Raw genomic sequence first — 18,925 nt, 5'->3', positions numbered from 1 at the left:
TGCGCTCCTATTTCAGTTTTGGATCTAATGCATCACGGAGTGCATCGGTAAACATCGAGAAAGCAGTCACCAATACCGCCATGGCGATTGAGGCTGCCGCTAGTTGCCACCATTTACCCAAAATCAGCTCGCTTTGCGCTTCATTTAGCATACTGCCCCATGACACTACCCCGATAGGCACACCGAAACCAAGGAAGCTCAAAATGACTTCAGACTTGATAAATGCCACCACCAGAATAGACATCTGTACCAGGGCAATATGGCTGACATTGGGAAAAATATGGACAAACATACGACGCATATTACTCACGCCAATCGCCTTGGCAGCCAGCACATATTCACGTGCCGTATGTTTCATGTATTCGGCACGAACCAAACGGAAGACCCCGGTCCAGCCAGTCAGACCTAAAATCAGGATGATTGATAAAATACCTTTCTGCTGTAACACTGCGGCAATGGCCAAAACCAGCAACAGATAGGGAATTGAGGTAAAGATATTATAAAACCAGTTGAGGACATCATCGACCCAACCACCAAAATACCCTGCTATTGCACCCAGTGCAGTCCCAATCAGTACAGCGACAAAGGCTGCAATCAATCCAACCAGAATCGAGGTTTCAGCCCCCTTGATGGTTTTCTGTAAAACATCCTGTCCCCATTTATCTGCACCGAAGACTAGACTTTGCTTGAGTTCCCCACTTTCATCCATCAGCTGGCCACCGAGCTCCTGATTAATGGCCTTCATGTCTTCTGCCAGCGGATCGACCACTCCATAATAATCAATGCTTGCACCTGCACCCTGCTCAGCAGCAATTTCAGCATTCAATTCAGCAATGACATCTTTTAAGGGATCAACTGGATTGACCGGTACAGCAACAGATTCTGTACCCTGTTCTGCATCAGATCCAGCCGAAACTGGCGCTGCACTGATAAAACTTGGCGGTGCATAGCTGACCGCTACTTCTTTATTCCAGTCTTTGGCAATCAGGCCGCTCATTGACAGTACCAGCAGCAGCAGATAAAACAGCACCACATACAGGGAAAACATGGCAATCCGGTCACGTTTCAAACGGCGCATGGCCAGTTGCCATAAGCCTGTTGAAGCCGATTCAGGTGCTGCTTCAGCCGCTTGTTCTTTTTTAAATATCGCACTCAGCATAATTCACCTACTTCAACTGTACACGCGGATCGACCCATTTATAGATCAGATCGGCAATCAGGTTGAATATCATGGTCGCAGCAGCAACATAGACCGTAATGGCTTTAATCACAGGAAAATCGGAACGTTCTACCGCAATAATGACTTCACGGCCAATTCCAGGAATACCAAAAAAACGTTCAATCAGGAAAGCACCGATCAGCAGTGCCGGAAGTCCTGCCATGACATCGGTAATAATCGGAATCGAGGCATTGCGCAGGACATGCACGCCCATGATACGGTTTTCACCCAGGCCTTTGGCACGCGCAGTACGTACATAGTCCTGATTAACCTCATCCAGTACAAAGCTACGATACAGGCGTAGTGTTGGTGCAATACTTACCACCAACATAATCAGCACAGGCAACAAGGCATATTTGAAAAGGTTGTCAGCGAAATTATCGCTCCAGCCCTGTACCGGAAACCAACTCAGTTCATAAGCCAGGAAATACTGGAACACGATGATGTAAACCAGAATACTGATCGACATGCCGATCGTACACAGCATCATGATCATGCGATCTGTCAAAGAACCACGAACCGAAGCCACACCCAAAGCCAAAATGATAGAAATAATAGTTTGCAGAATGGTCAGTGGAATCAGAATGGTCAGTGAGGGCCCCAAACGGGTGGTGATAATCTGTGCCACCGATTCTCCGGTACTCCAGCTCACCCCATAATCAAAGGTTAAAATCTGCTTGATAAAGATCCAGAGTTGTACGTAATACGGTTGATCCACACCCAGTTGCTGACGGATGTTCTCAATCTGTTCCGCATTGGCCATTTTACCGGCCAGAATATAGGCAGGGTCTCCGCCTACCCAGTTAAACAGCAGGAAAATCAGCAAAATCACCCCGAGCATGGTCGGGATCATTTGCCAAAGCCGTCGAATAATATATGCCAGCATCGCTTGCCTTCCTTAATTTTTTCCAGAGATTTCATTAAAGAAAGCTTTGCTGTCCGGATCACGACCCAAGAAGTCTTTCACCATTTGCTCGCCATGCTTTTGACCACCTTGAGCCAGGACCGTATTGCGATAATGCGCACCGACTTTCTTGTCCATCAGCTGATCGCCAAAGGAGGAAAGCATATCCAGGGCAATGACCTCAGACCACATATAGCTATAGTAACCTGCCTGATAGCCGCCCATCAGATGCCCGAATTGTCCCGGGAACTGCTGACCGTTGACATAACCCAAGGCAGTTTTACCTTCCATATCCTGCCAGAGTTTTAAAGGCTCAATATTTTTTGCATCTTTACCATGCAAGGCCATATCATATTGGGCATATAAAGCCTGACGGGCGTAATGCAGGCCACGACCGTAATTCTTCACATTCTTTAAGCGCTCGGTCATGGCAGCATCCACCCGGGGACATGCCGGCTCACAGTAATCCGCTACTTTTGACAAGGTTTCCAGACGACGTGCCCACTCTTCATACATCTGTGATGGTGCTTCTACAAAGTCACGCTCTACTGAGGTACCAGACTGTTCTGTATAGCGGGTTTTCGATAGAATCCCGTGCAAGGCATGACCCATTTCATGCACAAAGGTTTCCAGTTCGTTGCTATTCAAGCCCTTACGGTTAAAATTGGTCACCAGTACCGATACCGGACGACGCTGATTCAGGGTACTGCCGCCATAAGCTCCCCAGACAGCTGCATGCCCATATTTTCCTTCACGCGGGTATTTATCGACATATAATCCGCCCAGGAATTCGCCCGTTGCTTTGTCATGTACCGCATAATATTCCACTTCATCATGCCAGGCCTTGACTTTCACCGGCTTGAACTCAATACCATAGAGTTCCGAAGAAATAGCGAATAACCATTTTTGCGATGCTTCTGTCGGGAAATAGTCCCGTAATTTTTCCTGGTCTACCTTGTATTTGGCCTGACGCAGTTTTTCACTCCAGTAGCCCTGATTCCAGCGGGTAATTTCTGCTTTCTCTAGTGGAACTTTTAAAGTTTCAGCCTTGAACTGGCGTAATTGTTCTACATCCTGCTTTTCTAGAGGTGCAACTTTGGCATAAACCTCATCCAGAAAACCGTTCACTGCTTCCGGAGTTTTGGCCATGCGGAATTCAAGCGCAGAATGAGCATAGCTTTCCTTATCAAAAAGTTGTGCCATTTCATAACGCAGATCAATGGCCTTTTTCATGAATTGCAGGTTTTGTTCAGTCCCGCGACGCGTATAAGCGGTTTGGTAGCGTTTGCGTGCTTCATCACTTTCTGCCAGCTCCATAAAAGGCTGGTATTCCGGATAATCAAAGCCCAGCAGATAATTGCCCTTTTCATTTTTCTTTAAATTTGCGATATAACTTTCTGGTAGGCCTTTCATTTCAGCTGGAGTAAATTCAACTTTTTCAGGGTTATCCCGCACATTTTTGGAAAAATCCTGCCCCAGTTTGGTACTTTCTTCAATAATTTCTTTCAGTCGTTTCTGTTTTTCTGCACTGAGTTGTACCCCGGTGTTCTCAAACTGCTCCAGAATATCTTCTAAAAGTTTCTGATCAATCGGATCACTGGCTTTCAGTTTCTTGAACTGGGCATACAGTTTAGGATTCTGATACAGGGTGGTCTGGTATTTGCTGATTTTAAGTTCACAGTCATCGGCTGCCTGACGCAATGCAGGATCCGGATCGACATTACTGTACAGCCCTACTGCAGCACCGAAATCACGGGCTTTGGCATGCAATTCATCCCATTCAGCCAGATAAGGCCCTGCCTTGGCTTTATTTTTAATTTTCTTATTTTCAAATATCTGGATATCTTTTTGCATGGAGGCCAGACTGGCATCACATAAAGACGGAATTTCTGCAGCCTTGAATAATGGCAGCAGCTGTACTTGGGTATCTGCCGCTACACCCTGATATCCCCCCATTATCATTAAACATAAGGTACTTAATTTTAAAGACTTTGATTTCATATTCATCTCCAGATTTTTTCTTACTTTTTCGTATTAATATCGATATACATCCATTCTGAAGACAGAATCGGATGGGACTTATGTCCAATAATTTGGGGTTGGGTCAAGGCATTACGGTAGGTGCTATAGAGCATCAGGGTCGGCATGTTGACTTCGAGAATCCGGGTCATTTTGCGATAAAGCAGATCACGCTCAGGGCCTGGCGGCATGCTCTGGGTTTGTTCGTATAGACGGTCGAATTCAGGATGTTTAAAGCAGGCATTGTTGGTGACATTGACATTCTTGCCATAGAACAACTGCATAAAGTTGTCAGCGTCTGGATAATCGGCAATCCATGCAGAACTCTTGAACATGGTTTTACATTGCTTTTCCAGCTTGATGCCTTCAGCGAATGGCATAGCCTTACTGGTCAGCTGAATATGAATACTGTCCAGGGTCTTTTTCCAGAACTCACCCTGTTGCTGGCCCCGACTGGTATTCCCAGTAATCAGTTCAATCACCAGAGGTTTACCTTCAGGTGTCTTTCGCCAGCCATCTGCACCGATCTTGTAGTTATAGCGGTCGAGCAACATGTTGGCTGCTTTGACTGAATAGGGAATACTGCTTTTATAAGCAGGCGAATAGCCGGCTATCCCTGGCGGAACAGGCATATGCAGTTTTGCTCCATCTCCCTTAAGTAATACATTGATCATGTTTTCCACAGAAAATGCCATCGCCATGGCACGGCGTAAGGCAATTTTTTCTGGCGTGAAACCACCCACGACCGGGTTTTGCATATTCCAGTAATGGTAACTAATGGAGGGCTCTAAAATACGTGACAGCTTCACCCCCTGCTGGGCCAGCTCAGGCTTTAATTTATCGCCATCGAGGGCCTGTACGACGATATCGCCCTCAATTTCGAGCAGGTCCAATTCATTCTTCTTAAATGCCAGCATCCGGGATTGCGCTTCTTCAATAACACGCACATCAATAGTGCCGATTTGAGGCATTTTTTTGCCCTGCATGGCTTTTACAATGGCCTGATCTTCTGCACCACTGGCTTTAAAGTCCCAGACAAAACCACGATAAGCCGGATTTGGTTTTAAGATAATCCGTGAGCCTGGTGTCCAGCGGCTGAGCACGTAAGGACCAGTTCCCACTGGCCTATTCATGACCCAACCCGCCTTGTCTTTATATTTTTCAATGACTTCACGAGCTACCGCAGCGGCCGGCCCATGTGCCAGCAACATTGGAAAGTTCTGATCCGGATTATTCAGTTTTAATACCAAGGTATAGCGGTCTGGAGTCTGAATACCTTCAAATAGATTTTCATAGGCTTTGCCATTCTTTTTGGTTAGAGCCATCCATGCATCCAGCCCTTTAATTCGGCCATCCAGCAACCAGCTGTTCGGTGAATGCAGCTTTGGGTCCAGTAGACGTTTCAAGCTATAGGCATAGTCATAAGAGGTCAGTTCACGTTTTTTACCGCCAAAGACCGGATCATCGGCAAAGTAAATGCCCTTTTTGATTTTAATGGTATAAGTCAGGCCATCCCCACTCACTTGAGGCAGACTAACCGCAGTCAATGGCACTAATTTTGCCGGCGAGGCCAGATAGTCATAGGTAAATAAGGTCTCAAAAATCGCCGCATTAATCTTGGCTGAATAACGGTCATGGATATAACCCGGATCAAAACCGGTTTCAGCCGCCGGAAATACTGTTTTTAAAACTTTATTCGGGTTGGCAGGATTGGCAGCCCATGTGGACGCAACCCCTGCCATCATCAAACCAGCCACTAACACCCCACGAGCCAGTTTTTTTAAAGCATTTGTATTCACATTCATATGGTTCTTAATCTTCTCAAGTTATTTTTTAACAGGTTCAATATCCATATATTGCCAAACTGCTCTGGTCACCGGATGGGCTTTAAAGCCCTGCACATGCGGATGAATCAACCAGTTGCGTATACGGGTATTGTGCAGAATCCATGGATTATCGGCCTCCATCTGACGGTTCATCTGCTCATAATATGGCGCCCGCTGCTGCGGCGGCAGTTTCATCGCGGTCTGGTACAGTGCATCATAAGTTTTGGAGGTATAGCAACTCAGGTTGCCTTGCTGCGCATTTGGCCCATACAGTAACTGGGCAAAGTTTTCCCCTTCCGGATAGTCCGCAATCCAGGCTCCACCCCACATCATATGCTTGCATTGGGTGGCTTCTTTTAAATTGTCAGCAAAATTACTGACCTTGAACTCAATTCGCACCCCGATCGCATCCAGATTTTTTTTCCATAATTCTGCAGAAATCACCGAAGAGCTTGAGCTGGTTGAATTCATTTTTAGTATCAGAGGCTTGCCATCAGGCAAGCTACGGTAACCATTAGCGCCTTTCTTATAACCAAAGCGGTCAAGCAGTTTATTGGCCAGTAATGGGTTATAAGCAATACTGCTTTTATACGTCGGGTCATGTCCACCTACTCCCTCTGGCAAAATCATTTCAGCTTTATCGGCATGACCTTTGTACAACTGCTGGATAGCTTCTTTCTGGTTATAGGACAAGGCGAGAGCACGACGTAAGGCAATTTTTTCCAGTGAATTCCCACCAATCACCGGATCACGCATATTCATGATAGTGTAGGTAATTTCCGGTTCTTTATTCGGATAGTGCAGGATGCCTTTTTTCTTGTATTCACTTTTCAGCTGCTTATTTTCCAGTGCCTGTTCGGCGCCGCTCGCAGTGAGTTTGTCATAGTCCAATTGTCCAGACTTTAAAGCCAGCCAGCGAGACTGTTCCTCTTCAATAATACTGATTTTGACCTTGCCAATTTGCGGCATCTGCTTGCCTTGCATGGCTTTGACAATACGTTGATCCCACTCGGAACCATCGCCCTTAAAGTTCCAGACAAAACCGCGATAATTCGGGTTGGCAGTCAGTTCAATACGGCTACGCGGAACATATTTGTGTAACTGATACGCTCCTGTTCCAACCGGATGCTGACCTGCCCGATGACCATAATGTTCGATCGCTTCCCGTGCGGTACCACTAAAAGCCACATAGGCCAGAATATATGGAAAATTCAGATCGGAACGGGTCAGGGTAATTTGTAAGGTATATTTATCTAGTGCTTTTAAACCGGGAATAGGTGCATCGTAGTTGAACTTGCCAGTTTTTTTAGCCTGCTGGATGACCTGATCTGCCCCAAGGATTTTTCCATCAATAAAAGAAAAAGAAGGAGAATGATTTTTGGGATCCATGATCCTTTGCATGGAGTAGATATAATCACGCGCCACCAGTTCACGCTTCTTGCCCTGAAATACAGGATCAGGACTAAAATAAATTCCTGGCTTGATTTTAAAGGTATAAACTTTGCCATCCTGCTCAACCTTGGGTAAAGATTCGGCTGTATTTGGAGCCAGGATTGCAGGCCGCGCCAGATAGTCATAACGCAACAAGGGTTCAAGAATGGCTTCAGCAACGCTACCACTATAAAAATTATAGGTTTTGACCATATCAAAACCATCATCAGGTGCTTCAAAAGCCAGGTTTAAAACTTTATCCGGATGTGCAGATGATTTTGCCCAGGAGGCTTGCCCCGTAGTCATGGCCAAGGCCAAAATTGTCATGCTGAAAAGTGCTGATTTCAAATTTGTACCTATTCTTGATCTTGAAGTTTTATTGCTATAGGAAGTCTTTAACACATCATCCCATATTTGCTTCAATGGATGGGTCAAAGCTGGACAGATGGAATAAAATGAACAAAGCGAATTTCATGCCATCCTCGAAAAATAACGATTTTTTCCTGTTATTAACTCAAAAAAGCTTATTTTTATTAATCATTTAAAACATTATCAATAACATAATATTTTCCATGAATCATTAATTTAATATTTATTCTTAAAATCTAGCTCCAAGCCTAGTCTGCACAAAAATAAACCAGACCTGTTTCATATTATTGCATCCTCCCACTACTTCAACCTAAGAAAATACATACATAAGCAAATGAAATATATAATTATTATCTTATTAAATTATTGTATATTTTATGTAAAAATCATGCACCATGATTAAACTTTATTCAATTTCCCTTTCAATTTTAGATTCCATTCTTATTCATTAAATATTTATTTTTTACTTTCTCATGGTTTCCTATAGAGACTTTCTTCAGATTTTAAACCCTACTCTCTTAATATTTCTTCATCAGAACTTAGTACACCTCCAAAAAAATCAAATTAAATATAATTTTTTCAATCACTTAATATTTTTTAAAATTAATAATTTATAAGTTGGCATTCGCTTTGCTTAAGTCCTCCCAGCACTACTTCACATAACAAAAGGGTGAAAATTACGATGAAAAAAAACAAATTGGTCGGATCTATGGGGGCTCCAACCGTTGGCAAAAAACTCATCAAATTAAGCGCGTTAAGCTTAAGCATGATGTGTCTTTCGCTGGCACATGCAGCAGATGAACCAGAAAACTCCGCTGCACAACCTACCAAGGTTGAGAAAGTGCGAGTTACTGGATCATCTATTAAAGGTGTAGCCGCACAAAGCGCCTCACCAATCACGATTATTAAAGGTGAAGATCTGGTGAATCAGGGGGTAACCACTGTAGAAGAAGCATTGATGAAAGTCAGTGCCAACCAAGCAAGTTATGTCACAGCACAAAATGTCGGTGCCAGTAATACCAGTGGTTCAACAGCAAATTTACGTGGTCTTGGTTCGGATAAAACTTTAGTTTTAATTAATGGTCGCCGTGTTGCAAGCAGTGCATTTGGTACCGATTCAACCAACTTAAACAACATCCCTCTCGCATTGGTAGAGCGCATTGAAGTCTTACGTGACGGCGCATCTGCAGTCTATGGTGCAGATGCAGTGGGTGGTGTAATCAACTTTATTACGAAAAAGCAATATGAAGGCGTGGGCATTACTTTAGGTGGTCAAATTCCTGAAGAAAAAGGCGGCGAAAAAATTGACGTTTCGATTTTTGGGGGATATGGCGATCTAGATGAACAAGGTTTTAATGTCTACGGTGTGATCGATTACCGAAAACAAGATACGATTTGGGCAAAAGACCGTAAAGTCAGCCGCCGTGGTGGGGTACTTCCTGAATTAGGAATTGATGGCAGTTCAGCAAATGCTTTCCCTGCAAACTTCTACGATCCTATCACAGGTATTTTGGGTAACCCTTATGGGGATAATTGTTTAAATACCAAAGATACTGTTGCTGAAGATGGTTTCTGTTATTTAAATACCCAAACTGTTATTGGTATTGTGCCTGAACAAGAGAATCTTTCTGCGTTAGGTCGCGCAACTTTCAAATTGTCAGATAACTTTAATGCGATTGGTGAGTATATCTATGCACGTGATGAAGTAACCACTTCAATTGCGCCTGATGTTTATAGCCGTAGTGTGACCTTGCCTTATGCCAGTCAATATTACCCTGGCAAAGGTATTACTCCAGCAGTTGATGGCTTGGCGACTAACACATTACAACTGTATCTACGTTCACAAGGCGGTAACCGTGTTTCTAAGTCAATTAACGAATCGAACCGTATCTTTGCAGGGATTGAAGGTGAAGCATACGGTTGGGATATGAATGGTGGTGTTACTTATGCAAAAAGTGATGCGACTGACAGTTTCGTAAGTGGTTATTTAAACCGCAGTAGAGTTCAGGCTGCACTTGATAATGGAACTTTAAACCCATTTGGCCCACAAGCAGCAGCCAATGCCGGCTTATGGAACACTTTTGATGTCAAAGGCGATACCAATCAGGCATCTTTAGAATCCACTACAATTGACTTTACCGTGAGTCGTCCAATCTACACACTGCCTGCAGGTGATGTCGGTTTTGCACTCGGTGGCAGTTTCTCCAAACAAGACTGGGAAGCAACTGTAAATTCTGAAATTGTTGCTCAAGTTCCAGGCAGTGGTATTGATCCAAATAAACCAAAAAGCTCAGGCGATCGTGACATTAGTGCAGTATTTACTGAACTCCAAGTACCTTTATTGACCAACCTGGAATTACAGTTGGCTGCTCGTTATGATGACTATAGCGATTTTGGTGACACCTTTAATCCTAAAGTGGCTTTACGTTGGGAACCAGCTAAAGAACTCATGTTCCGTACTTCTTACAGTACTGGTTTCCGTGCACCAAGCTTATATGAGGTCAATGCTCCTTCGGTCAGAACTTGGACTGGTGCAAGATATAATGACCCGATTCTTTGCCCGGGTGGTACACCAACTGAAACCAGATACCAAACTGAATGTAATACCCAGTTTATCCGTACACAAGGCGGCAATTCTGAACTAGGTCCAGAAGAGTCAACATCTTACATGGCTGGTTTTGTCTTTGAACCGATCAAAAACTTAGTTTTCACTGCCGATTACTACAATATCGAAATTGAAAACTTAGTGGGAACGATTGGTGAAGCATCAATTTTTGGTGATCCAGAAAAGTATGCTCAATACTTTGTTCGTAATGCAGAAGGTCGTATCGATCATATCTCAACTAACTTGATTAACTCCGGTGGCTTGAAAACCCAGGGGATTGATTTGAGTTTGAACTATCTTTCTCCAATGACGGCAACTGGCCGCTTCGGTTTTGGTATTGACGGTACTTATGTGATCAAAATGGATTACCAAAGCGAACCAGGCGGCGAGTGGGAAGGTTATGTCGGTGTTTATGATGACCCAGCAGTGGTTCGCTGGAAACATACTGCAAACATGAACTGGTCTTATGAAAACTGGAGAATGGTGTTTGAACAACAGTTCGTTCGTGGTTATGAAGACTATTCAGAAGAACGCGATGTTGCTGACTACACCGTATACAACATTTCTGGCACTTACAAAGGATTTAAAAATCTGGAGCTAACTGCCGGTATTAAAAATATGTTCGATGCAGAACCACCTGCCTCTGACGTAATGGATAACTTCCAATACGGTTATGACCCACGTTATAGCGATCCAACAGGCCGTGCTTACTTCTTACGTGGTACCTATAAATTCTTTTAATTAATTACTTCGCAAACACTGCTGCCAAGCGGTGTTTGCAGTTTTCCCCCGTTTAATTTTAGCCAAACAAAAAATAATGCTGCCTGTAATCAAAAAAATTTCTCATCAGTGCACTATTTCCTGTTTGTCTTAAATTCTAGGAGTCATGATGGGCACAAAGTTTGAAGACTTAGAAAAAAACTCCGCCAAAAAACTGACTGGTATTGGGGTCGTTGTTTTTTTGCATATCCTGGTTGGCCTAGTACTCATGGCTGGTATGGCAAAAGACATTATTAAACCGACGGAACAGCCGGTTGAGCTAATGATTATTCAAGATATTAAGCCGCCTGAACCTGAGCCACCAAAAGAAACACCACCTGAACCACCAAAAATCGTGGAAAAAGTGGCACAAGTGCCTGAGGTGAAACCGGTTGAAAAAGTAGTTCCTGTACAGAAAACACTTCCAACGCCAACCCAACCGACAACTGCTGCAGTACCTACTCCCGTTGCAGCGAGTCCTTCACCAAGTCCGGTAGCAGCACCGGCTCCAGTAGTCGCAGCCGCTCCAGCACCAGCTCCTCCACCCGCTGGTGTCACTCGTGGTGTTTCGCAAGGTGAAGTAGGATGTAAACGCCCAGACTATCCACGTGATGCACTGATGAATGAAGAGCAAGGTGAAGTTCTGATCTCTGTCTATGTAAATACCACCGGCAAGGTCCAAGATGCCAAAGTGAAAAAGTCGAGCGGTAGTCGTGCGCTGGATCGTGCAGCATCCAAGGCTTTCAGTTTGTGTACCTTCAAGCCGGCAATGAAAAATGGCGAACCGCAAGAATCTTGGTATGACATTCCCTATGAATTTGTCCTTGACTAACAGATACAACAGATAAAGAAAAAAATCAGGAGATCCATGATGAAAAAATCACTAAAACCTTTAAAAAATATGACTGCTGCTGGTGTGATTGCCATGAGCACTTTATTGCCCCTGCAAGCAGTTTTTGCAGAACAGTCCGCTACACCCAATACCAGTGCTGTCACTGAAACAGCGGTAACAACACCTGCAACAGCGGCTACACCGACCTCACCGCCATTACCAGCTGAAGCTAGCGATGAAAAAGCTGGATACAATCCTTATGGCCTAGAAGCCATGTGGAAAGAAGGTGATATTGTTTCTAAAATCACTTTGTTTATTCTGGTTGTCATGTCGATCGGTACCTGGTACATCATGATCAGCAAATGCCTGCAACAAGGCAAGATTCGCAAACAGGCTAAGCAAGCTGAAAATACTTTCTGGGAATCTTCTTCTTTAGATAATGCCACCGAGAACCTGGATGAAGCCAGCGTCTACCGTTTTATTGCGGAAAAAGGGATTAAGTCAACCAAAAATCATGGCGGTACATTACTTGAGCGTATTGACTTCAATACTTGGGTCACCATTTCGATTTCCCGTGCAATCGATAAAATCCAGAACCATCTGAGTGGGGGTCTGGCCTTCCTTGCGACAGTCGGTTCTACCGCACCTTTCGTTGGACTTTTCGGTACGGTTTGGGGGATTTACCATGCACTGACTGCCATTGGTGTTTCAGGGCAAGCATCCATTGATAAAGTTGCCGGCCCGGTTGGTGAAGCACTAATCATGACTGCAATCGGTCTTGCGGTCGCGGTTCCTGCAGTACTTGGCTACAACTGGTTGACTCGCCGTAATAAAGCAGTGATGGAAGAAGTGCGTACTTTTGGTTCTGATTTACACGCAGTATTACTCAGCGGTGAAATTACAACCAATAATCCTGTTAATCGTGACGTGAAGTAAGAGTGAGGCATCAGCCATGGGAATGATGGTCAATTCAAACGACAGTGATGATGAGGTAATTGGAACCATTAATACCACACCTTTGGTTGATATTATGCTGGTTCTGCTCATTATCTTCCTGATTACTGTACCGGTTGCCATTCATACCGTACCAGTCGATCTGCCAGAAGAAAGAAATGTACCGTATGAAACCAAGCCAGAAAATGTTCAGCTGGCTGTCAATAAAACTGGCGATATTTTCTGGAACGAAATCTATATCTCAGATAAAACAGTTTTACTGAGCCGTTTACAGGCAGAAGCCCAGAAACGTCCGCAGCCTGAAGTGCATATTCGTGGTGATCAGTTAACACCTTATGAGGCAATTGATCAGGTGATTAGTACCACCCAGCAAGCGGGTATTGGCAAAATTGCTTTTGTCACCACTCCGCCCGCTACACCTTAAGCACAAAGAGGGATTAAGTTTATGGGTATGAATGTTGGTTCAAATCAAGATGATGATGTGATGCTAGATGTCAACATGACACCACTGATTGATGTCATGCTGGTCTTGCTGATTATGTTTATTATCACAATTCCTTTGCCGAATAACTCGATTAATATCGATCTACCGAATGGAACGCCTCCTGTAACCGATGAAAAACCGCCTGAGCTGGTGGAATTACGTCTGGATGCACAAGGTAAGATTTTCTGGAATGAACAGCCGGTAGCAAATACCCAAGCTCTGGAAAACTTATTCAAGACAGTAGCGCAAAAAGCGGATCAGGATCAGATTAAAATCAAGGCGGATCGTGCCACTGAATATAAACATATCGCTATGGTCATGGCGGCAGCTCAAAGGCTGGAGGTCAAAAAAATTGGCATTATGAGTAATAACAACTAAGTATTTTCAAGATATAAAAAACCCAGCATGTGCTGGGTTTTTTATTCATCCGGTTTTACATCTGTGACTGAATATAATTTTGCAAACCAATCAGTTCGATTAAACGCAATTGTTTTTCTAACCAGTAAGTATGGTCTTCTTCGGTATCCGACATTTGCTGGCGTAACATATCACGGCTGATATAGTCACCTTTTTCTTCGCATAACTTGATGCCCTGCGCCAGTTTTTCCCGCACATGATATTCAAGTTTTAGATCGGCTTTCAGGCAGCTCACCACATCCTCGCCAATCTCAACGTCATCGCGCTGCATGTTTGGCGTTCCTTCAAGGAACAAGACACGACGGATAATCGCATCCGCATGCTGGGACTCTTCCTGCATTTCGTGATCGATACGTTCAAAGATTTTGGTTAAGCCCCAATCTTCATACATACGAGAGTGAATCAAGTATTGGTCACGAGCAGCCAGTTCGCCACCGATCAACATATTTAAATAATCTACGACTTCTGGATTTCCGCGCATTTGAATAACTCCCTACCTATATTTTGCTATTATGGCGAAAAGCAATTAAATTTGCAAAGCTTAACCATGGTTAAATATTTGATTTTTATATAATTAAAATGAGAAGTACTTGCATTTACACTTCGTTCTTAATGAAATCCCATTTATAAAACAACACTTTGCATTTTCATTACGCTTGGCAATAACCTAAAACTGGCAAATAAACACATGCGTTAAAATTTGTAAATCTTAATTTTGACCAGACAGATTCATTCTTTTTGTATAAACATCACTGCATTGGCGTACTTCATGCTTAAATTTCGCTTATCATTCACACAAATTTAAAATAACAACGGTTCCGATATGACACATCCACAAACAACAGCGCCGGTTCTGGTTACCGGTGCATCGGGTTATATTGCCAGCTGGGTCATCCAGAAATTACTCACGCAAGGCTATACCGTACATGCCACGGTGCGCGACCTGAATAAAAGTAAGAGCTTTGCCCATTTAGAAAAAATTGCCGACAGCACTCCGGGAACTCTCAAGTTATTTCAGGCCAATTTATTAAGCCCCGGCTCTTTTGATCAGGCCATGCAAGGTTGTGAAATTGTCTTTCATATGGCCTCACCTTTTGTGGTCACCAACTATAAAGATGCAGTCAAAGATATTATCGAACCTGCGGTATTAGGCACTGAAAATGTACTGAATAGTGTCAATCAGACTGAATCAGTGAAACGCGTAATCGTCACATCGAGTATCGCATCCACTTATGGCGATGCCATTGATATTCTACAAACTGAGAATAACAGTTTTGATGAATCCCACTGGAATACCACCAGTTCGGCCACGCATCAGCCTTATCCTTATTCCAAAGTCATGGCAGAGCGTAAAGCCTGGGAAATGGCTGAAGCACAAGATCGCTGGGATCTAGTCTGTATCAATCCTGCACTGGTTTTTGGTCAATCCTTAACCCCAAATACCCAATCTGGCAGTGTAGAAGTCCTGCAACAGTTTGCCAATGGTATGACTTTACTTGGCGTTCCACCGATGTGGAATGGCGTGGTCGATGTTCAGGATGTCGCTGAAGCGCATATCCGTGCTGCATTTAATCCACAAGCGCACGGTCGTTATATCATTTGTAGTGAAAGCTTGAGTCTACTGGAAATGGGCCAAATTCTGCGGGCACATTTTGGCAATAAGTTTCCGTTCCCGCGCAATCAATTACCGAAGGCAGCCTTCAAAATGTTCGGGCCTGTAGCAGGTTTTAGCCGCAAATTTGTAGAGCTGAATATGGGTTATCCAATTTTCTTTAATGCGCAAAAAAGTAAAGATGAGCTCGGTATTGAGTATCGTCCATTGAAAGAAAGTCTGGTGGAACATTTCCAGCAGCTGCTCGATGATGGCGTGGTCAAAAAATATATTCCTTAATCTTTCTATGCGAAAAAGCCACCCGAAGGTGGCTTTTTTTAACTCTTATTCTTTCATGAAATATCCAGAGATTTAGGCTTCAAGCTGACCATAGTCTTGCATCAAGCCAATAAACTGTTGTTCATTGATCACTGGAATACCCAGTTTTTCTGCTTTATCCAGTTTTGAGCCAGCTTTTTCACCCGCAACCACACATTTAGTTTTGCTGGACACACTACCACTTACTCGCGCACCTAAGGCTTGCAACAACTGGGTTGCATCATCCCGCCCCATACTGCTTAAAGTCCCAGTAACCACCCAGCTTTCGCCGTTCAATGGCTGACGGGTCGGTGCAATTGGTGCATCCCAGTGAATACCGGCAGCCAGTAAACGATCCAGAACTTCCAGATTATGCGGTGCCTGAAAGAAATCCAGAATCCATTCCGCAGTGATATCACCTACATCCGGAGTTTTCTTTAAAGCCTCCAGATCGGCCTGACGCAAGGCATCCAGCGTCTGGAAAGTATTGGCCAGCATCCGCGCCGTAGTTTCACCCACCCCACGAATACCGAGTGCATAGATAAAAGCAGCCAGTGTGGTTTTTTTACTGTTTTCAATGGCATCCAAAAGATTCTGAACCGATTTGGCGCCCATCTTTTCAATACCGAGCAAAGTCTCACGATGTTCATGCAGATGGTAAATATCTGAGACATCGTTAAGTAGATTCAGATGCAGCAACGATTCTGCCCAACGGTCACCCAAGCCTTCAATATCCATGGCTTTACGTGAGACAAAGTGACGAATGGCTTCAATACGCTGCGCGGCACAATATAGTCCGCCCGAACAGCGTGCCAAGGCTTCGCCTTCCGGCATGACCACGGGTGAATCACAGACTGGACATTGTTCAGGTAAATGCACTTCAACTGCATCAACCGGGCGAAATTCCGGCCAGACTTTTTCCACCTTAGGAATTACATCGCCACTACGATAAACACTGACGGTATCACCAATACGTACATCCAGACGGTGAATTTCGCCAATATTATGCAGCGTCACATTGGAAACTGTTACTCCACCGACAGCAACTGGATTTAAACGCGCAACCGGCGTCAATGTTCCAGTACGACCCACTTGCCAGTTAATATTTTCTACTGTGGTCAGTGCTGCAACTGCCGGAAATTTATAGGCGGTGGCCCAACGCGGTTCACGGCTCAGGAAACCAAGCTGTTGCTGCTGTTTCAGGTCATTGACCTTGATCACCATACCATCGATTTCGACACTGAGACTGGCACGCTCATCAATGATCTGTTCGTAGACCTTTTGCACGTCCTGAATACTGTCACAGATAAAGTGACGCTCGCCAACCGCAAAACCGAACTGATGTAACCATTCCAGACTGGCGGACATAGTGGTTTGTCCATGATGCGGCACGCACTGAGCAATCCCATAAGCATAAAAAGCCAATGGCCGCGAGGCAGCAATATTCGGGTCCAGCTGACGCAAACTTCCTGCCGCAGCATTACGCGGATTAGCAAAGGTCTTTTCACCTTTGGCGGCATTGGCAGCATTCAATTTTTCAAAACCGGATTTCGGCATCAACACTTCGCCGCGGACTTCCAACAAATCGGGAATGATGCCATTCACCGGAGATAAAAGTTTCGGCAGGTTGCGAATGGTTCTGACATTCTGGGTAATGTCTTCACCGGTTTCCCCATCGCCGCGCGTCACCCCACGCGTCAATACGCCATGCTCATACCAGAGTGAAATGGCCAGGCCATCAAATTTCAGTTCGACATCATATTCAATTTTTTGATTCGGTAAACGTTCTTCAATACGGCGGGCAAAAGCCTGCAAATCTTCCTGATGAAAGACATTACCCAATGACAGCATCGGCACGGCGTGTGTTACGGTCACAAATTTTGAAAGCGCCTGCCCACCCACTTTATCGGTCGGGCTATCGGACTGGATCAGGTCAGGATATTGTTGTTCTAAGGCTTTGAGCTGATGAAAGAGCTGATCATATTCACTGTCTTCAATGCTCGGTTGATCCATCACATAATAAGCATGGTTATGCTTGGCAAGCAGTTGAATCAGTTGACGCATTTGCGCAATGACAGTGGCATCTTGGGTCATAATTTCACCATAAAAAAGGGCGGAAAATCCGCCCTGTAGAATATTCAGCTTTTGGCTATTATAAAAATTGCAGTCTACAGATTCAACTTGGAGATTGAACAAAGCAGCCTTAAACTTCCGTACCTTGTCCAGCACGATAATCAATTGCCTGATGGCGCCAGAATTCACGTAATTGTGGAGTAAATTCCTGCTGGTTCTGATCGTAGACCAGACCATCCACTTCACGGGCAATCAGACGTGAAATACTGTCCATGGTATCAAAGGCATTTTGTACATCGCTATGCGGCAAAGCCAGGAAGAAGGCCAGACCTTTGACTTCCTGAGTCGAGAGAGTTTCCAGATCAAAACCTTCCATGCCGGTATCCGTCATTTGCAGTACCGAAAACAGCAGTTTTGAATCATCTTCACTATAGCGGTGGAAACAGGCCAGTTCGCCATAACGCAGACCATATTTCAACAAGACTTTCAGGGTTTTATCACCTGAAAGTACCCGGCCTTGCGGATAGATATGCAATGAAATAATCGTTTCAGCATTGGATAAGGCACTTTCTTCATCCACTATTTTCTGTTCATGCAGATGAGCATCCAGAATACTGCTTTCATCATTAAATTCAGAAATTTCCGCTTTTTCAATACTGCTGTTCAGACTGAATTCAACAGCGGTATCTTTATCTTCCGTCTGGTTATTTTCCGCTTCTACTTCGGCCGGCTTTTGCTCCACTGATGTTTCGGCTGCTTCTGTGCTTGCAGAACTTACCACGACTTCAGCTTCGGTCACTGGACTCGGCTCGACCGCTGCAGCTGTCTCAAGCACTGCTGGCTCAGCCAAGATCGGTTCAGGCTTGCGAAATGCTGAGGGCTTTTCAGGGGCCGGTTCTTCTACACGCAGGCTTGGCTCTACACGCTGTGCCGGTTCTGCTTCCTGTTTCGCCAGTTGCGAACGCACATGCCTTGGAATGACAGGGGTCTGGCTGTCAGGATCGATATGCAGGTTGGCATCCAGTGACGGTACAGCCTCTACAGGTTTTTTGAACAGCATTCTGATGCCGAACAGCATGATGACAATTGCTATCACAATCCCGATAATGGTGGTGATTTCCATA

14 protein-coding genes are annotated in these 18,925 nt (G+C 44.4%); 6 read left to right on the top strand and 8 right to left on the bottom strand.

From position 1 onward, the window contains the following. Positions 1-7: 7 nt before the first annotated feature. From G4D73_RS12920 to G4D73_RS12900, 5 genes are read right to left on the bottom strand one after another with little or no spacing between them, the layout of a single operon-like run. The gene (locus G4D73_RS12920) at positions 8-1,159 is read right to left on the bottom strand and encodes an ABC transporter permease (RefSeq protein WP_071851454.1); all 1,152 of its coding nucleotides are present in this window, start codon (positions 1,157-1,159) and stop codon (positions 8-10) included. Between the two features lie 7 nt (positions 1,160-1,166). Beyond that, a complete protein-coding gene (locus G4D73_RS12915) occupies positions 1,167-2,105 on the bottom strand; it encodes an ABC transporter permease (RefSeq protein WP_004279216.1) in 939 nt (312 codons plus the stop codon). A gap of 12 nt (positions 2,106-2,117) precedes the next feature. Beyond that, positions 2,118-4,124, bottom strand: coding sequence for a M3 family metallopeptidase (locus tag G4D73_RS12910; RefSeq protein ID WP_213686926.1), 2,007 nt, complete (start codon positions 4,122-4,124; stop codon positions 2,118-2,120). A gap of 20 nt (positions 4,125-4,144) precedes the next feature. After that, positions 4,145-5,947: an ABC transporter substrate-binding protein gene (locus G4D73_RS12905; RefSeq protein ID WP_213686925.1), complete on the bottom strand. Its 1,803-nt coding sequence runs from the start codon at positions 5,945-5,947 to the stop codon at positions 4,145-4,147. Between the two features lie 21 nt (positions 5,948-5,968). Continuing rightward, positions 5,969-7,726 (bottom strand): ABC transporter substrate-binding protein, encoded by a 1,758-nt coding sequence (locus G4D73_RS12900; RefSeq protein WP_213686924.1) that lies wholly within the window; start codon positions 7,724-7,726, stop codon positions 5,969-5,971. A gap of 724 nt (positions 7,727-8,450) precedes the next feature. Between G4D73_RS12900 and G4D73_RS12895 the strand changes: the two genes are divergently transcribed. From G4D73_RS12895 to G4D73_RS12875, 5 genes are all read left to right on the top strand, one after another. After that, positions 8,451-11,114 (top strand): TonB-dependent receptor, encoded by a 2,664-nt coding sequence (locus tag G4D73_RS12895; RefSeq protein WP_153566855.1) that lies wholly within the window; start codon positions 8,451-8,453, stop codon positions 11,112-11,114. 148 nt (positions 11,115-11,262) lie between these two features. Further along, positions 11,263-11,964, top strand: coding sequence for an energy transducer TonB (locus tag G4D73_RS12890; RefSeq protein ID WP_153566854.1), 702 nt, complete (start codon positions 11,263-11,265; stop codon positions 11,962-11,964). Positions 11,965-12,000: 36 nt separating this feature from the next. Next, positions 12,001-12,900, top strand: coding sequence for a MotA/TolQ/ExbB proton channel family protein (locus tag G4D73_RS12885; RefSeq protein ID WP_213686923.1), 900 nt, complete (start codon positions 12,001-12,003; stop codon positions 12,898-12,900). A 16-nt stretch (positions 12,901-12,916) separates the two neighbouring features. Next, positions 12,917-13,342, top strand: a complete 426-nt coding sequence (locus tag G4D73_RS12880) for an ExbD/TolR family protein (RefSeq protein ID WP_213686922.1) — start codon at positions 12,917-12,919, stop codon at positions 13,340-13,342. A gap of 21 nt (positions 13,343-13,363) precedes the next feature. Further along, positions 13,364-13,780: an ExbD/TolR family protein gene (locus G4D73_RS12875; RefSeq protein WP_004279208.1), complete on the top strand. Its 417-nt coding sequence runs from the start codon at positions 13,364-13,366 to the stop codon at positions 13,778-13,780. Positions 13,781-13,835: 55 nt separating this feature from the next. On the opposite strand, the gene ftn is transcribed toward G4D73_RS12875, so the two are convergent. After that, on the bottom strand, positions 13,836-14,300 hold the full coding sequence (gene ftn, locus G4D73_RS12870) for a heteropolymeric bacterioferritin subunit Ftn (RefSeq protein WP_004279207.1): 465 nt from the start codon (positions 14,298-14,300) through the stop codon (positions 13,836-13,838). A gap of 342 nt (positions 14,301-14,642) precedes the next feature. Here ftn and G4D73_RS12865 point away from each other — a divergent pair, with 342 nt between their 5' ends. Further along, positions 14,643-15,710, top strand: a complete 1,068-nt coding sequence (locus G4D73_RS12865) for an SDR family oxidoreductase (RefSeq protein WP_004279206.1) — start codon at positions 14,643-14,645, stop codon at positions 15,708-15,710. 72 nt (positions 15,711-15,782) lie between these two features. On the opposite strand, the gene ligA is transcribed toward G4D73_RS12865, so the two are convergent. Both ligA and G4D73_RS12855 read right to left on the bottom strand, forming a co-directional pair. Beyond that, the gene (gene ligA / locus G4D73_RS12860; protein ID WP_213686921.1) at positions 15,783-17,822 is read right to left on the bottom strand and encodes an NAD-dependent DNA ligase LigA; all 2,040 of its coding nucleotides are present in this window, start codon (positions 17,820-17,822) and stop codon (positions 15,783-15,785) included. A gap of 109 nt (positions 17,823-17,931) precedes the next feature. After that, positions 17,932-18,924, bottom strand: a complete 993-nt coding sequence (locus G4D73_RS12855; RefSeq protein ID WP_213686920.1) for a cell division protein ZipA C-terminal FtsZ-binding domain-containing protein — start codon at positions 18,922-18,924, stop codon at positions 17,932-17,934. Position 18,925: the final 1 nt, after the last annotated feature.

This window comes from Acinetobacter sp. WY4, from assembly GCF_018438165.1.
Classification (GTDB): domain Bacteria; phylum Pseudomonadota; class Gammaproteobacteria; order Pseudomonadales; family Moraxellaceae; genus Acinetobacter.
This window is presented reverse-complemented; position numbering and strand designations above follow the sequence as displayed.

Bases quoted from the DNA above. Each gene is read 5' to 3' on its own strand.
- G4D73_RS12855 (WP_213686920.1), bottom strand. From the start codon at position 18,924: ATGGAAATCACCACCATTATCGGGATTGTGATAGCAATTGTCATCATG.
- G4D73_RS12910 (WP_213686926.1), bottom strand. From the start codon at position 4,124: ATGAAATCAAAGTCTTTAAAATTAAGTACCTTATGTTTAATGATAATG.
- G4D73_RS12885 (WP_213686923.1), top strand. From the start codon at position 12,001: ATGATGAAAAAATCACTAAAACCTTTAAAAAATATGACTGCTGCTGGT.
- G4D73_RS12880 (WP_213686922.1), top strand. From the start codon at position 12,917: ATGGGAATGATGGTCAATTCAAACGACAGTGATGATGAGGTAATTGGA.
- G4D73_RS12890 (WP_153566854.1), top strand. From the start codon at position 11,263: ATGGGCACAAAGTTTGAAGACTTAGAAAAAAACTCCGCCAAAAAACTG.
- G4D73_RS12900 (WP_213686924.1), bottom strand. From the start codon at position 7,726: ATGACAATTTTGGCCTTGGCCATGACTACGGGGCAAGCCTCCTGGGCA.
- ligA (WP_213686921.1), bottom strand. From the start codon at position 17,822: ATGACCCAAGATGCCACTGTCATTGCGCAAATGCGTCAACTGATTCAA.
- G4D73_RS12905 (WP_213686925.1), bottom strand. From the start codon at position 5,947: ATGAATGTGAATACAAATGCTTTAAAAAAACTGGCTCGTGGGGTGTTA.
- G4D73_RS12865 (WP_004279206.1), top strand. From the start codon at position 14,643: ATGACACATCCACAAACAACAGCGCCGGTTCTGGTTACCGGTGCATCG.
- G4D73_RS12875 (WP_004279208.1), top strand. From the start codon at position 13,364: ATGGGTATGAATGTTGGTTCAAATCAAGATGATGATGTGATGCTAGAT.
- G4D73_RS12920 (WP_071851454.1), bottom strand. From the start codon at position 1,159: ATGCTGAGTGCGATATTTAAAAAAGAACAAGCGGCTGAAGCAGCACCT.
- G4D73_RS12915 (WP_004279216.1), bottom strand. From the start codon at position 2,105: ATGCTGGCATATATTATTCGACGGCTTTGGCAAATGATCCCGACCATG.
- ftn (WP_004279207.1), bottom strand. From the start codon at position 14,300: ATGCGCGGAAATCCAGAAGTCGTAGATTATTTAAATATGTTGATCGGT.
- G4D73_RS12895 (WP_153566855.1), top strand. From the start codon at position 8,451: ATGAAAAAAAACAAATTGGTCGGATCTATGGGGGCTCCAACCGTTGGC.